Source organism: Wolbachia endosymbiont (group A) of Cydia splendana, assembly GCF_947179475.1.
GTDB classification, from domain to species: domain Bacteria; phylum Pseudomonadota; class Alphaproteobacteria; order Rickettsiales; family Anaplasmataceae; genus Wolbachia; species Wolbachia pipientis.
The window spans coordinates 245,066-260,786 of the sequence record NZ_CAMXBP010000001.1 but is presented as its reverse complement, the minus strand read 5'-3'; the positions used below and the strand labels follow the sequence as shown (position 1 = coordinate 260,786).

7 protein-coding genes and 1 pseudogene are annotated in these 15,721 nt (G+C 34.4%); 4 read left to right on the top strand and 4 right to left on the bottom strand.

The features are described from left to right. Positions 1-10 precede the first annotated feature (10 nt). The gene (locus tag OM961_RS01235) at positions 11-991 is read right to left on the bottom strand and encodes an IS481 family transposase (protein WP_264339189.1); all 981 of its coding nucleotides are present in this window, start codon (positions 989-991) and stop codon (positions 11-13) included. Positions 992-1,334: 343 nt separating this feature from the next. On the opposite strand from OM961_RS01235, the gene OM961_RS01230 reads away from it, so the two are divergent. From OM961_RS01230 to OM961_RS01215, 4 genes are all read left to right on the top strand, one after another. Beyond that, a complete protein-coding gene (locus OM961_RS01230; RefSeq protein ID WP_264339188.1) occupies positions 1,335-5,648 on the top strand; it encodes an ankyrin repeat domain-containing protein in 4,314 nt (1,437 codons plus the stop codon). Positions 5,649-6,299: 651 nt separating this feature from the next. Then, positions 6,300-8,027 carry an ankyrin repeat domain-containing protein gene (locus tag OM961_RS01225; protein ID WP_236515005.1) on the top strand — a complete coding sequence of 576 codons (1,728 nt, stop codon included), beginning with the start codon at positions 6,300-6,302 and terminating at the stop codon, positions 8,025-8,027. 62 nt (positions 8,028-8,089) lie between these two features. After that, on the top strand, positions 8,090-10,531 hold the full coding sequence (locus OM961_RS01220) for an ankyrin repeat domain-containing protein (protein WP_264339187.1): 2,442 nt from the start codon (positions 8,090-8,092) through the stop codon (positions 10,529-10,531). A gap of 125 nt (positions 10,532-10,656) precedes the next feature. After that, positions 10,657-11,985, top strand: a complete 1,329-nt coding sequence (locus OM961_RS01215; protein WP_155969615.1) for an IS4-like element ISWosp9 family transposase — start codon at positions 10,657-10,659, stop codon at positions 11,983-11,985. Positions 11,986-12,021: 36 nt separating this feature from the next. Here the strand turns inward: OM961_RS01215 and OM961_RS01210 are convergent, their stop codons facing one another. The 3 genes and pseudogenes from OM961_RS01210 to OM961_RS01190 all read right to left on the bottom strand — a co-directional run bounded on the left by OM961_RS01210 (position 12,022) and on the right by OM961_RS01190 (position 15,646). Continuing rightward, entirely contained in the window at positions 12,022-13,353 is a 1,332-nt protein-coding gene (locus OM961_RS01210) for a DNA recombination protein RmuC (protein ID WP_151807714.1), read from the bottom strand. A 173-nt stretch (positions 13,354-13,526) separates the two neighbouring features. Then, a pseudogene (locus OM961_RS07525) lies at positions 13,527-14,507 on the bottom strand (IS3 family transposase). A 209-nt stretch (positions 14,508-14,716) separates the two neighbouring features. Further along, positions 14,717-15,646 carry an AEC family transporter gene (locus OM961_RS01190; RefSeq protein ID WP_141456821.1) on the bottom strand — a complete coding sequence of 310 codons (930 nt, stop codon included), beginning with the start codon at positions 15,644-15,646 and terminating at the stop codon, positions 14,717-14,719. Positions 15,647-15,721 lie beyond the last annotated feature (75 nt).

The following is a 15,721-nucleotide window of genomic DNA, read 5'->3' as shown; positions in this document are numbered from 1 at the left end:
GAAATACCTGTTAAGAGGTTTTGTATTTTTGAAGTGACTTTAACTCTTGGTCATGTTTGTAATTTTGCATGACAAACGTTTCTTTTGATGAAATATAATTTTTTTGTATTTCACTTAGACAAGGAATTGTTTTTTCCAGTTCTTTATATTTTTCCCAAGGAGTCTTTCCCTGAAGAGAGCTATGAGGACGTTGTTTATTATAATATTCTTCCCAATCCCTAAGCTTGACTTGCAGTTCATGATCCTTAATGTTAACGCTACTATAAAATTCATCTAAATCTGTACGCTGCGCTCTTTCTACTTTACCATTTAAATGTGGTGAAAACGGCCTAATTGGACGGAATTTTATTTTCCATTCTTTTAGACACTCTTGCACTTCGTAAGCAAAAAATTCTTGTCCTCTATCGGTTTGAATCCTTTGACAATGAAATGGAGCCCTTTCCCTTAATTGTTTTAAGAAATCCAGAGTATTTTTTGAAGTACGCCTTGAGTATAATGCGATAACTTTATAACGCGTACAATCATCTATAGCAGTATATTGATAAAGCCCCGAGGATATTTTGCAAACATCCATTTGTACACGCTCTCCTGGCACTTTGCAGTTATAACGCTTAATCTGCTTGCGATAGTGGCGTTTAATACGTAAAAGACTTATATCGTGTTTCTTCAAAACTTTGTGTATAGTAGCCAATGCAAAAGAGATATCATGTAAACGCTTCAATTCAGCTTGAATACGTCTTGCTCCTAATTTTCTAGCTTTTCTCAGATGAAGAATGAGCTGCTCATTTGACTCGTTGATTTTTTGTAAGGGTAAAGTTTTAGGCCTGCTACTAAGGTTTGACAATCCCTGTGCACCTAGCTTTTCATAACGTTTGTACCATTTTCGTAAGGTAAAGCGTGAAATGTTATAGTGTTGACACACTTTGCCTGCATGACCTAATTTTTTGTATAATTCTATCCAATTCAAACGCAACTTAACTTTGGTATCCATTTACTGATTGCCTCTTGTTGATGAATTTATTCATATTATTGTAATAAGGTATTTAAACTATCACAAGTCAAAGTTTTTATTTTATCTTACATTTTTGCTGTAATAACCTCTATGAATCACACAACTTATATCACTTGGATAACTTTTTTGCATAGATATATACCTCTTTCTTAAATCTATGCCTATTTTAACTCATATTTCCAAGATTCTTAACAGGTTCTAAGGAAAGTTAACGCAGCCAAAACAAGTGTAACAGATATTTCCAAGTAAGACATTTTTAAACAACTTATATTGGTTGCAAATTTTACTTTAAGTGTTATAGTAAGGTATTTAACGAGGCAAAATGGAAGATAGACACATTCCTTTTCTTTCATCCTTAGCTATTTTGCTATGGTATGATATTAATAAAGCAGATAGATATGGATCTACTCCTTTACACTTAGCTGTTCAATCAGGTAATCTTGAGATAATAAATGCTTTAGTAGGAAGAGGTGCTAATGTTAATAAAGTAGATAGATATGGACATACTCCTTTGCACTTAGCTGTTCAATCAGGTAATCTTGAGATAATAAATGCTTTAGTAGGAAGAGGTGCTGACGTTAATCAAACGGATGGACATACTCCTTTACACTTAGCTGTTCAATCAGGTAATCTTGAGATAGTAAATACCCTAATAGAACGGGGGGCTGATGTTAATAAAGCAGATAAATATGGATATACTCCTTTACACTTAGCTGTTCAATCAGGTAATCTTGAGATAATAAATGCTTTAGTAGGAAGAGGTGCTGATATTAATAAAGCAGATAAATATGAACGTGCTCCTTTACACTTAGCTGTACAAGTAGGTGATGTTAATGTAGTAAATGCTTTATTAGCAAGAAGTGCTAATGTTAATAAAGTAGATAGATATGGACATACTCCTTTACACTTAGCTGTTCAATCAGGTAATCTTGAGATAATAAATGCTTTAGTAGGAAGAGGTGCTGATGTTAATAAAGCAGATAAGTATGGATCTACTCCTTTAAATTTTGCTGCTCAAATAGGTAATGCTGAGATAATAAATGCTCTAGTAGCACATGAAGTGGGTGATGATATATGTACACCTTTACATTTAGCTGTTCTAAGGAACGATATGGAGTTAGTAAATAGTCTAATAAAACAAGGGGCTAATGTTTGTCAAGAGAGTAGGGGCAGATATATACCTTTACATTTAGCTGCTCGAGCAGGTAATGTTGAGATGATAAATGCTCTAATAGAACAAGGTGCTAAGATTAATCAAATGAATAATGATAGATTTACTCCTTTACATTTTGCTGTACAAGTAGGTGATGTTGATGTAGTAAATGCTTTATTAGCAAGAAGTGCTAATGTTAATGAAGTAGGTAAGTATGGATTTACTCCTTTGCATTTTGCTGCTCAAGTAAGCAATGCAGAGGTGATAAGAGCTCTGATAGAAAGAGGGGCTGGCGTTAATCAAATGAATAGTGACGAATCTGTTTTCGGAAGTAGTGACAGATATGCTTACGGAAGCACTCCTTTACATTTAGCTATTGAGAAAGGCAATTTCGAGGCAGTGAATTGTTTATTAGAAGAAGGTGCTGATATTAATCAAACGGATGGATATGGACGTACTCCTTTACATTTAGCTATTGAGGAAGGCAATTTCGAGGCAGTGAATGCTTTAGTAGGAAGAGGTGCTGATGTTAATAAAGCAGATAGATATGAACGTACTCCTTTATACTTAGCTGTTCAACTAGGTAATCTTGAGATGGTAAATGCTTTAGTAGGAAGAGGTGCTGATATTAATAAAGCAGATAAATATGAACGTACTCCTTTAAACTTAGCTGTTCAATTAGGTAATGCTGAGATAATAAATGCTCTAATAGCACATGAAGTGGGTGATGATATATGTACACCTTTACATTTAGCTGTTCTAAGAAACGATATGGAGTTAGTAAATAGTCTAATAGAACGAGGGGTTGATGTTAATAAAGCAAATAAGTATGGATTTACTCCTTTACATTTTGCTATTGAGAGAGGCAATTTCGATGCAGTGAATGCTCTAATATCACATCAAGTGGGTGATGATGATAGATACACACCTTTACATTTAGCTGTTCTAAGGAAGAACGATATAGGGTTAGTAAATAGTCTAATAGAACAAGGGGCTGATGTTGATGAAGTAAGCAGAGATAGATACACTCCTTTACATTTAGCTGTTAGAAGCAACAATATACAGATGGTAGATACTCTAATAAAACGAGGTGCTAATGTTAATCGGATAAATAGGGATGGGTATACTCCTTTGCACTTAGCTGTTCAAGTAGGTAATGTTGAGCTGATCAATGCTCTAATAAAAGGAAGTGCCAATATTAATAAGGTGGATAGACATGGGCATACTGTTTTGCATTTGGCTATTAAAAGCAACAATATACAGGTAGTAAATGCCCTAATAGAACGGGGGGTTGATGTTAATAAAGCAAATAGGTATGGATTTACTCCTTTACATTTTGCTGTTAGAAGCAACAATATACAGATGGTAGATACTCTAATAAAACGAGGTGCTAATGTTAATCGGATAAATAGGGATAGGTATACTCCTTTGCACTTAGCTGTTCAAGTAGGTAATGTTGAGCTGATCAATGCTCTAATAAAAGGAAGTGCCAATATTAATAAGGTGGATAAACATGGGCATACTGTTTTGCATTTGGCTATTGAAAGCAACAATATACAGGTAGTAAATGCCCTAATAGAACGGGGGGCTGATGTTAATAAAGCAGATAGGTATGGATTTACTCCTTTACATTTTGCTGTTGAAAGAGGCAATTTTGAGGTAGTAGATACTCTAATAAAACGAGGGGCTGATGTTAATAGGGTGGGTAGACGTGGACATACTGCTTTACATTGGGCTATCAGGGAGAACAATATACAGGTAGTAAATGCTCTAATAGAACGAGGGGCTGATGTTAATAGGGTGGGTAGACGTGGACATACTGCTTTACATTGGGCTATCAGGGAGAACAATATACAGGTAGTAAATGCTCTAATAGAACGAGGGGCTGATGTTAATAGGGTGAGTAGAAGTGGACATACTGTCTTACATTGGGCTGTTAAAAGTAATAATATACAGGCAGTAAATACCCTAATAGAACAAGGAGCTGAAATTAAGGATGTTGACTATCCTTTAGATTGGGCTGTAGGTTATGAGTTTCAAGATATAGCAAAGCTTTTAATGGAACATGAAGTTAAGTTAAAGGGTTGCAATGTAAGAAAGCCACGAGATATCGTGCAACATAATCCCGATCTTGAAATAGAAGCGTCAGAATATATTGATAGATGTGTGAATGAAATAGAAGGGATAAAAAAAGAAATAATTAATGGTAATGTTACATTTTACGATCTTTTGACAAGCAAAGGTGATAAATTAGCATCTTTGATGCTTAATAAAGATATAGTAACAGTATTGGAGAAAGGTGAATATAAAAGTAAATTTCCTACGTATTCCAAGATAATGGAAAGTCAATATGAAATAGGAAAGGAGAATTTACACCTATTCAATCGAGCTTTGGAAGCAATCTTCAATCTTTTTGTAGTGAAAAATTTACCTCTAGAAATAGGTGAAATGATAGTAAAATATCTACCAAGTAGTTTCGATAGAAAATCCTTAATTAAGTTGGTAGAGGTGAAAGGGCTACCTAATGAGAAAGTGATAGAGAGAAGGTCTTCATTAGAGCATAAAACTATACCTACTACTCAAACTGTGCAAGACATATTAACACAAATAAGAGGGATTCTTGATAACCAACAGATAGAAGTAAATGATCTGCTTACACTGGAATTTGCAACAAGTGCTGGCTATTATGATTACTGGCTTCAACAAATTGATATAGCCCGTGCTGCAAGATTGCTATATCAGTTTCGTACTGAAGGTAATCACACTTTTGAAGTAGCTAATTTGGAGGGGAATGACGGTAACGAGCCCATTGTTGGAGTATTAAATCAATTTAGGGAAAATGAAGAACAACAGCGTTTAACCTTAATCATTACTTTAAATAATGCTCATTGGGTTACACTAGTGATTGAACGTCAAAATGGGAACTATGTTGGATACTATGCTGATTCAACTGCTACTGCTGTTCCAGGTGATATTACTGATATCATTCAAAATAACTTAGGAAATAATATCAGGATTAATAATGTTTCTGTTAGTCAGCAAACAGATGGCTGGAATTGTGGTTTATGGGCATTAGAAAATGCTAATAGTATTAATCGAGTTCTAAACGAAAATCCTGTTGGGAAAGTGCAGAATATCATAAATATAATACGCGATTTTCTTGAAAGAGGTCACCCAAAAAGAGATAGAAATTACTTTCAGAACATAAGAGTGGGCATTTCACAATTATTCAGGAATGATCCGGGATTTCAAGATGTGCAATTGCAAGCATACATTCAAAATAGAGAACAAATTGATCCATTACTACGTACTTATCTAGAATTAGGATATCACAGAGTAGGAGGAGGGTATGGATTAGTAGAAGCACCTATATCGCTTGGTGTTAGTGATCCCAGTAATTTTGGTGACCTGCCACAGTCTAGTTTAGAAGGTCCTGAAGCTAGTCGTGTTTCTGACCTTAGCAAAGGTAAAGGCGGTAGGTAGAGCTAATCGGTAGATGAAAGGAGTGTAATAAAAACCTTATGCATCAAGTAGAGATGTGAGCAATTTTAAAGAAGTTAAGGTGGGTAACCTGTTTTTTTCTACTTGCAGCAATGTTTCAAAAAGTATATGTGTCGAGTTGGGTAAAGTTGAAGGAGGTTCTGAAATGAGCAGTTATTAATTTGGTAGTGTATAACATTAATAAATTTAAATGATGCAACCATTTCCAGCAACAAAAATCAGCTAGCGTGAGAAGATTTTTTCTTGGAATCGCGTGGTCTACCAAGTGTACCGTTCGAACTTTTCTTTATAGTGATTCTACTATATCCTAAAACCAGCTATATTAGCCTACTTTTACTACATTTACATACGAACTAACTTACCTAACTTTGTTGCAAAGATTGCAAGTTCCTATTTTCATAACCCTACTTTTACGTAGCTTGTTCTCACAAAGATACGATCTTTTTGGGATCTTTGAAGAAGTAAATAATTGAAATCTTTGTAATACTTGGTTGCAATGTTTTTTAGAGACAAAAGGTATTTTCCTATATCTGAATACAATAAATTTGTAATTCTGAAAAAAATATAAAACTATTGCTAATTATAATAATTGTGTAATAATTAAAACATAAGTTTTTAAGTTAAGGTAGTGTCGTGGGTAATCAATTGGAAGAAGTATCTAGTCCAATAAATATTCAAGCAGATTTAGAAGAGAACAGTATGGTTGATGGAATAGAAAAGCGGTCAAAAGAACAAGGTTTTTATGCAACACAGACCATACCAATTTATCAAGTTAATCAAAATATTACGTATTCATATTTAGCTACGCTCGATAGTCACTTAAAAACAGATGAGCATTGTGTACACGAAAGTAATATACATACTGACTTACTTAATTTTGCTTTTCATGGTTCCTTAGAGAAAGTTCAAGATCTATTAAACAAAGGAGCTAGTGTTGAGATAAAAGACAACAATGGTAACACGCCTTTGCATCTTGCTGCTGGCAGGGGCCACTTCGTAATCGTTGGAACCCTGTTAAAAAAAGGAGCTACTGTTGAGGTAATAAACAATGAAGAAGCTACTCCGCTGCATATCGCTGTTCAGATGGGTCACTTAAACGTAATTCAAGTTCTACTAGATAATGGTGCTGATGTTGATGCGCAAAAAGATAATGGTGACACTGCCTTACATATTGCTGCTAAAGCAGGCCACTTAGAAGTAGTTCAAGTTCTATTAGGAAAAGGGGCTAGTGTTGAGGCACGAAACAAAGAAGGATGCACTGCTCTTCATTCTGCTACTGAAATGGGTAAATTAAAAGTGGTTGAGTACTTTATAAGTGAAGAAAAAATCAATATTAACCAAGCAACCTATGATAATGACACTCCTTTGCATATTGCCGCTGAAATGTGTCACTTAGATGTAGTTCAATTTCTGTTAGAAAAAGGAGCCAGTGTTGAGGCACGAAACAACGAAGACTGTACTGCTTTGCATATTGCTGCTAGCGAGGACCACTTAGAAATAGTTAAAGCTCTATTGGGCCAAATGAATAATGCTGACATACGAAAGAATAGTTTCAAATGTGTATTGCATATTGCTGCTCGAGAGGGTTACTTAAAAATCGTTAAAGCTCTATTAGACAAAGGTACTGATATTAATGCAACAAACTATGAAGGCGATACTGCTTTAAATGAAGCTGCTGGATGTAGTCATTTGGAAGTAGTTCAATTTCTGTTAGAAAAAGGAGCTAGTTTTGAAGCACGAAACGAAGAAGGATGCACTGCTTTGCATATTGCTTGTGAGGTGGGCTGTTTAGGCATAGTTAAAGCTCTGTTAGAAAAGGGATCTGATGTTAATGTAGTAAGCGAAAAAAATGGCGATACTCCATTACATGAATCTGCTAGAATGAATTGCTACGATATAGTTGAATATCTTGTAGAGGAAGAAAAGGCTACTATTGATGTAAAAAACTTTAGAGGTGAGACTCCTTCCGATTTGGCAGATTCTAATGGTTACAAAGATATAGTTAAGTATCTTAGTCTTCGAGTAAGGGAGTGTCCCAAAACCTCGGGAAGTCTGGCTGATGATAAAAATGTGATACAGTATCAAAAAGTGACAGAAAATAAACACCTAACTATAACTAATAGAGCAATAAAGACCAGTTTCTGTGTAGGGATAATGACCATGTTGACAAGTGTGGCTATTGGATGTACTGCTATTCATCTTAGTTTATCAATATCAGCTACTGCTGCATTGATTGTTGGGGCCATTGCTGGTGGCATTACATATGCAGTATTAAAGCCTAATAGTAGGCTAAATGAATGTGAAGTGAATAGGCAAAGCTTACCTCAAATGCCTAAGGACGAATGTTGCATGTCATATTAGTTCTTGCATTTTATGTCATGCGTGTGAAAATGGTGTGTAGTATTTTTAACCGAGGTGGAGTTATGGAATTGAATAAATTGCAGGAAGTATTAAATTCTGCTAACGCTGATGTTGGTTTCAGTAAGAGTAATGTAGTTAGTAAAATAGAAGAGAGATTAAAGCAAGTAGATCCAGGTACATTGTGCCAATTAAGTTTTGCTGTTTTAAAAAACAACAAACAAATGGTAGAAACCCTTATAAAAGGAGGAGCTGATGTTAACACAATTGATGCGTACAATCGTGATCCATTATATTATGCTATCTCACAAGGGAACACAAGAATGGTAGAGATCCTAATAAAAAATGGAGCAAGTGTTAATAAGAAGTATAATGACGGAAGCACTCCTCTACATCATGCTGTCTTGAGCCAAAAAATAAAAATAGTAGAGTATCTTATAAACAATGGAGCTGATGTTAATGCGTTAGATGAAAAACGGCGCACTCCATTATACTTAGCTGGACGAAGTACAAAAATGGTCTCGATTCTCATGAAGAAGGGGGCATTACCTTTACTGGAAAACAGAGATATTGAATTTTTAAAGGATCTAGCTAAACGCATTAAAGATGATGATACAGAGTATTTAAAGGAGGTAAAGGTAGAACAGAAGGAGGGGCGGGTAGATGATAAGTATGAGTCAATTAAATACTCGTTGCTGCTTAGTGATAACAGCTCTTTGACCTCTATTATTAAAAGGGAAAAATTCAAAAATTTAATATCTGATTGGTCTTTCAACGTACCTGATTTAAAAGATAACCAAAAAAATTTGAATAAGGCACTGTTAAATCTTCTTACAGACTTTCCATTTTGTGACATTACAAGGTTTGAGGACTTTTTACACGATAACAAAGGTGATGATCTAAAAGCTGTTCTCAATCTTCAAAGGGGAGAATCCAAATTGACAATACTACATGTAATACAAGGTATGGAGTATTTAGCAGTGGAAAAAGACATAGGTTGTGCAGTTAGTGCATTTATGACTTTACTTTTAAAATCTGGTGCTGATCCTAACATAGTTAACAGTGAAGGGCAAACACCTTTGCACTATGCTGCTTATTATAATACTTTAAATATACCTTTGCTTCTGAAAAAAGGAGCACGTGGTCAAACTGACAGACAAGGAAAAACTCCTCTAGACATTGTAATTATTAACAAAAAACCTTTTGAAGTGAATCTTTTAGAACAGATCTTTTTAACTCAGGAGCAATTGGAAGCAAAAAATGATTTAGAAGGTATTTGCGGTCATAGCTTTAACACTAATCGACTAAGAAAGTTTTTCAATCAGCACAAAGGAAATGAAGGTCTTAAAGAGATTCTCAATCTTCGTGATTGCGAAGGAAAGTCTCGAGTTTTTCAAAAGATTAGGGAGGCTTGTTATGGTAATGAAACTCATTTCAAAGAAGCAAAAAAGTTGCTGCTAGAAGCAGGAGCGATTGATTACGAAGAGTGGAAGGACAAAAAACGTTTGCCTAAGCTTAGAACTCTATGGGATGATTTAATATTAGATCAGTCGGAAAAGTTGAAAATATTTTTGGGTAGGGTAAATAAATCCAAAGATATAGATGAGTTAAAACGCGTTGTAAACGAAGCTATAGAACTTGGGGTAAGGCTGAACTTTCCTAACCAGGGTAGTATATACGGAAAGGTATATGAAAAGGAATATAGTTTTACAGATTTTGTGATAAGAAAGATTAGTGAATTAAGAAAGAGTTCCGAAGGTTCAAGGAATATAGAGGTTGCTAGTGGTATAGTATGTCAATTGATATCAAAAGGGGCAATTTTGTACAACATAAGCAGTATATATGTAATTGACGAACTGGAAGAGTTTGAAAGCCACAAAGCTAATATGAAAAACGCTTATGCAGATTATGAGAATCGTGCTTTAGATTTCATAACAATCGTTCAAAGCGCAACAAGTGGTAAGGTAAGAGACGTAAAAATCGACAACTCTACTCTCTGTCTTGAATATTCACAGGATAGTAAAGTAGATGTTGCAAAGATTACAAATGGAGCAAGGGGTTTAGGTATCACTCAGGAAGGTGTACAATACGGAAGAAATATAATAAAGATAGGTAAGAGTGAGGTAGAAATTATAACGGAAAACGCTATAAGGAATTATGTAGGCCTAGCAGATGGTAGTAATATAGTATTGACTTTCGATACTGGCTTGGGAGAGTTGGAAGTGAGATTATACCCTGATAAGCAAAATCTAATAAAGGTAGAAGTAGAAGATCAAGAAAAGTGGAAAAAATTACAGAATTGTGAGGAACGAATAGGGGAAAAATGTTTGCTTGGTGGGTGTTCAGTACGTGATGCTATTGAACGAGGTTTTTTTACTAGATCTGGAGAGTTGATTCGTTCTGAAACAATTAATCAATCTGATGCAACAAAAGTGGACTCTTGGACAAAGCGCGAAAAAATGAGAAAAGCTTCAAGTCTTGAAGAAACAGTAGGCCGTTTTCTATAATGAAGTGAGGGAGTGTTAAATAAACCATACGCGTCAAGTTAAGGAAAAGTGTAAGTAAAGTTGATAGAGTGAAGGAAAATAATAAGGTATAAATTCTCTTGGATATATGAATGAGAGAACTTACAATGGACAGAATAGCTTGCTTATCAAAAGACCTCAATGAATTCTTTAATGAAAAAGCAGACGAAATATCAATTGCAGTAGGTTTTATAAAAAGAAAGAGAAAACTTAATGGCTCATCATTCATAAAAGCTATGGTTTTTGGTAACATAGGAGTTGATGATTGCAGCATAGAAACAATGTGCCAATTGCTAAATGAAGACTCGATAGAAATTACAAAACAGGGTTTAGATTTTAGGTTTAGTGAAGAAGCAGTTGAGTTCATGAAAAAAATGTATAACGAAGCTTTGTGTTTATTTAAAAAAAGTCTACAGATTGATTGCAAAATTTTACAGCAATTTGGAAGCGTTAAATTATTGGATAGCAGCTACATTAGCCTGCCCAGTAGCATGGAAGATATGTACAAAGGATATGGCAGTAGCTATAGAGATTGTGAGAATAATACTAAATCAGGAATAAAGCTACAGTTAGTCTTTGATTACCTGAATCAAGCGCTAGATAAGTTAAATTTTATGGAAGGAATAAGGTCGGATCAAGGTTATAGGGATTATCTGAACGGTTTATCAGCCAATGATTTGCTAATATTTGACTTGGGCTACTTTGTGCCTAGTTCTTTTAAACAGATTGATGAAGCAGGTGCATATTTTGTTAGTCGTTATAAGTCTGATACCAATATATATGATATAGAAACAAATCAAAAAATAGAGCTATTGGAGTATTTAGAAGGTCAATTATCTTCAGAAAAAGAAGTATTATTAGGAAAGGAAGTAAAAATTAAGGTAAGAATTATATGTCAAAAGCTAACTGAAGAACAGTCTATGGCTAGAAGAAGAAAGGCTAATAAATTAGCAAAGTCACATGGATATACATCTTCTCAAAAGAATCAAAAGTTATTAGATTGGTCAATATTTATAACTAATGTTCCAGAGAGTAAAATTAATGCTGAACAAATATTGACGGTTTATAGAGTAAGATGGCAAATCGAATTACTATTTAAACTATATAAAAGTCATATCAATCTTGATAAACTAAAAGGAAAGACAAATCCATTTAGAGTATTGTGCGAGCTATACGCAAAATTATGTGCTATTCTCGTATTTCACGAAATGGTTGGCTGTGTAAAACTAAAAAAGAACACGGAGCTCAGTTTAACAAAGGCATTTATTGAATTGAAAAGGCGGGTTAGAGAGCTCTTTTTGATATTAAACAATATTGTCAATAATTTAAAAATTTTTCTAAAAAAGCTTACTATAATCTGGTCAAAGTTTTCTTTGAAAGACAGATATAGGAAGACCAGGGTATCTACTTTAAGCTCTCTACATTCCTTAACTTGACGCGTATGGTTTATTTAACACTCCCTGTTAAGATGCCTAATCTACTTTCAGCTCCTCAGTATGTAAACTGCGTGGTAAAGACTCTAATTCCTTTGCAGCACTTAAACTTTTATTTTTTGCATGTATACCAAGCTTATTGAATTCTCGAGCAGCAGGAAACACCCTTGCTTCAAGAGAGCCAGCAGTTTTATTATAATGATCAACAGCACTTTTTAAGCTCCTGCGCAAATTATCAAAGTTTTCACCCATTGTGCAAATGCGCTCATATAAAATATGACCTAGTTCACTGATTTTCTTTGCGTTTTCAGCTATCATCTCTTGCTTCCATCCATACGCTATTGCTCTCAGCAACGCAATTAGAGTGATCGGTGTTGCAATGATCACTTTTTTTTCCACTCCAATCTCTATCAAAGCAGGCTCATATTCCAGTGCTGCGCTAAAAACCCCCTCCCCTGTTAAGAAAAGCACCACAAGTTCTGGCGTATTTTCAAATTGATTCCAATACTCTTTTTTACCCAAATCATTTATGTGTTTTTTTATTGCCAGGGAATGGTTCTTTAATTTCTCCTTTTGTATTTGCAAATCATTTTGTGATATAGCATCCATGTAAGAATCAAGCGGCACTTTAGCATCTATTATTATTTGCTTTCCAGATGGCATTTTGATTATTAAATCAGGACGCAATAAATTATCCTCGTTTTTATCAATCACTGACGGCTGAGTAAAAAAATCGCAATACTCAATCATTCCTGCCATTTCTACCACTCTTTTGAGTTGCATTTCACCCCATTTGCCCCTAATGTGAGGTTTCCTCAGGGCATTAGCAAGGTTGGAAGTTTGGTTCATCAGCGCTCCAATTTGCTCCTTTAAACCTTCATAGGCCCCTACCCTCTCCTTTTCTAGCTCACGTATTTCATTATCGAATTTTTCTAATTTTTCTTTTATTGGAGTTACAACTTCGTTGATCGTTGCTTGTCTTTTTTTGAAATCGCTTTCCGTTTCTTTTAATTTACTATCGATTACTTCCTTTGCTAAGTTCAGAAAATTATTGTTATTTGTTTGCAAAGCATCAAGAGAGAGCGCTTTAAAAGTGTTTGTTAATCTCTCCTCTGCTTTTGTTAGTAATTCTATTTCCTTTTTCTTTTCCTCACGTTCTTTTTGCAGAGTTACTTCAAGTTCTGCTTTTTTGACCCTTAAATCAACTATTTCTTCATTCTTCGTAAGCAAAGTTTGCTTTGTTTCTTGAAGTTCTTGCTCTAATTTACATAAATTACCCTCAAGGTTTGCTTTCTTTTCGCTCAGTTTTTTTACGATAATGTAGAAAAATAGTAATAGAGAGACAACCAGAGCTATAGAATTGAAAAGCATCAGAATAAAAAAGCTGTATTTACAATTCTATATGATTTTTGTGTGTATAAGAAAGAAAAAAGGAGCACCTAAAGAGGTGACCTTACCCAGAAAAAGTAGAGAGAAAGTTAAGACGTTTTTATCATGAGAATAAATTGTGCAGGAATGCAATAGTTAATAGTAGAATGTCTACGTTATTTGTTATAAAAGATTTCTATGTATTCAAATATGGCAGTTCTGGTTTGTTGAGCGAGAAGTATCAATAAGCAGCTCCCTTTTAAGTGAACTTTTCTGCAACAGAGTTATCGTAACAACAGCCCTTATGGCTCATGCTGGAAATGATGTTTTTTGTATTCAATAGAAATTGGTAATTTTGAGAGGTATACTGTGACCCTTGATCGCTATGTAACAGCAGATTTTTATCGGGTTTGCGTTTATCAACGGCCATCAATAAAGAATCTATAACTAATTATCATGTTACTCATTAACCACCATGCGTGAATATAGGTCAATTATTGCCGCCAACAACCTTCTTTAGTTTTTATGTAGGTAATCCCAAACTTTATTTGGCTGATCAGTAGTAAAATTTTGATCCAATGTGTTCGGAGCCACAACTCGGTTGCTTATTTGCTGTTTTTTATTTTTGAACCTTCGTCTAAACTTGGCTTTAATGCCATTTTCTTGCATAACACTTTGTACTGTTTTAATTTTTGCCTAAAGCTTTTAATTCAGCGTGAATTTTAGGGGCTCCATATCTGCATTTAGAAGCTTGATGTATTTTTTGAATATCTGCTAGAAGCCCTTCTTTTGCTAATTCTTTACTGCTTTTTTCCTTAGCAACCCATACCACCAGTACAAAACCCTACATAGTTCCTGTGTTTTATAGCAATTTCTATATAAAAGAATACTTTACTCTTTTTCTTTGCCCAGGGCTTTTTTTAAAATGTCTCTTTCTCTTGTTAGTTCTTTTTTTAGATCAAATCTTTCTTTGTCATAAGGAGCCTTTGCCTGGAAATGCGTATGCTCCAGACATTTTTCCATCATATTTTCTTACTTAACATACTGCCATCTATACCTAGATCTTTTGCTATTTTTGTACTTGCTTGACCTGTTTCTTTAACCAGCTTAACAGCTTCTAATTTGAATTCTGCTGTATATTCTCTTCTATTTGTCATATTTTGAAAAAACGTTTTATTTTACTCCAAAAACGTTTTAACTTTCTCTCTACTTTTTCTGGGTAAGGTCAATTTACCGCCGCGGCGCTAACTAGTAGCGGGATGACGGGTTACCAAATTGTAGAAGTTGCTTTAGCTATAAATTCAAGTTTTATCAATGTCTTGTGTTGTTACCCAAATAATGGTTGTGCAAGCGCTTAATTTTTTGATCAAAAAGGAACAAGTTTAGTAAAAAATAATGATATTATTAGTGGAACATAAAACAGTCCCACTGCAGTACTGATTAGAAGCAACAGAGTAGCTTTATCTGGTTGATAATTCAAAATATTAGCAAGTATTATACTGGACCCAGAAACTGGAATAATAGCCAGCAACATCAGTGCTTTATATATGCTCTCATCGTATATACCTATAACATGCTTGTCTAAAAGGACAATTCCTAAAACAAACAGTGGCCAGAATACGTACTTTGCTGTAATAGTGATCAAAGCAAGCTTCCAATCTATTTTAAAGCTTGCAATATTCGCAATGCTCACTCCAAGTAGCACCATTCCTAATGTGACAAAAGTACTTCTAATGTTCATCATAACATCTGTTAAAAAAGTAGGTATTTGTATATCGTATATACTTAAAAAGAAGCCCAGAACCATCGCATAAAGCGAAGGAAGTTTGAACAACTTTAATATGCATTCTTTTGCGGTATAAATACCATTTGCAGCTATGTAAAATCCTAAGCTGTTTTCAAATAGCGCCATTCCTATATAACAAACAACATATACAGATACTGAATCTTCATCAAATAAAGCCATGGCAATCGGCAGGCCAAAATAACCCATACTTGTGCTACCCGAGCTAAATGCTAATATGTTTCTCGTGTTATCCTTAAATAAAAAAGAAGAAAGATAATACACTGATAAGGACATAGTGCTACCTATAAACCATATCAAAATCGGCAGAGAAATTACTTTTAAATTAACTTCTGTATGAGAAACTCCATATAAAATCACTATTGGATTAGCTATATAAAAGAGTATTTGAGATATAGTGTTTCTATCAATTTTAAGACATTTTCCTGCTAAATAACCAATAAATATCGTAATATAAATAGGTAATATTTTTAGGAAAAGAGTAAAGAACATACTAGCCTATTGTGATACTTTTGACTGATAAAGTAATATTAGATCTTAAGGTATTGTAAAAGTAAACAAAATTTA

Coding starts and splice junctions, on each gene's coding strand:
- OM961_RS01235 (WP_264339189.1), bottom strand. CDS start 991: ATGGATACCAAAGTTAAGTTGCGTTTGAATTGGATAGAATTATACAAA.
- OM961_RS01220 (WP_264339187.1), top strand. CDS start 8,090: ATGGAATTGAATAAATTGCAGGAAGTATTAAATTCTGCTAACGCTGAT.
- OM961_RS01230 (WP_264339188.1), top strand. CDS start 1,335: ATGGAAGATAGACACATTCCTTTTCTTTCATCCTTAGCTATTTTGCTA.
- OM961_RS01210 (WP_151807714.1), bottom strand. CDS start 13,353: ATGCTTTTCAATTCTATAGCTCTGGTTGTCTCTCTATTACTATTTTTC.
- OM961_RS01215 (WP_155969615.1), top strand. CDS start 10,657: ATGGACAGAATAGCTTGCTTATCAAAAGACCTCAATGAATTCTTTAAT.
- OM961_RS01190 (WP_141456821.1), bottom strand. CDS start 15,646: ATGTTCTTTACTCTTTTCCTAAAAATATTACCTATTTATATTACGATA.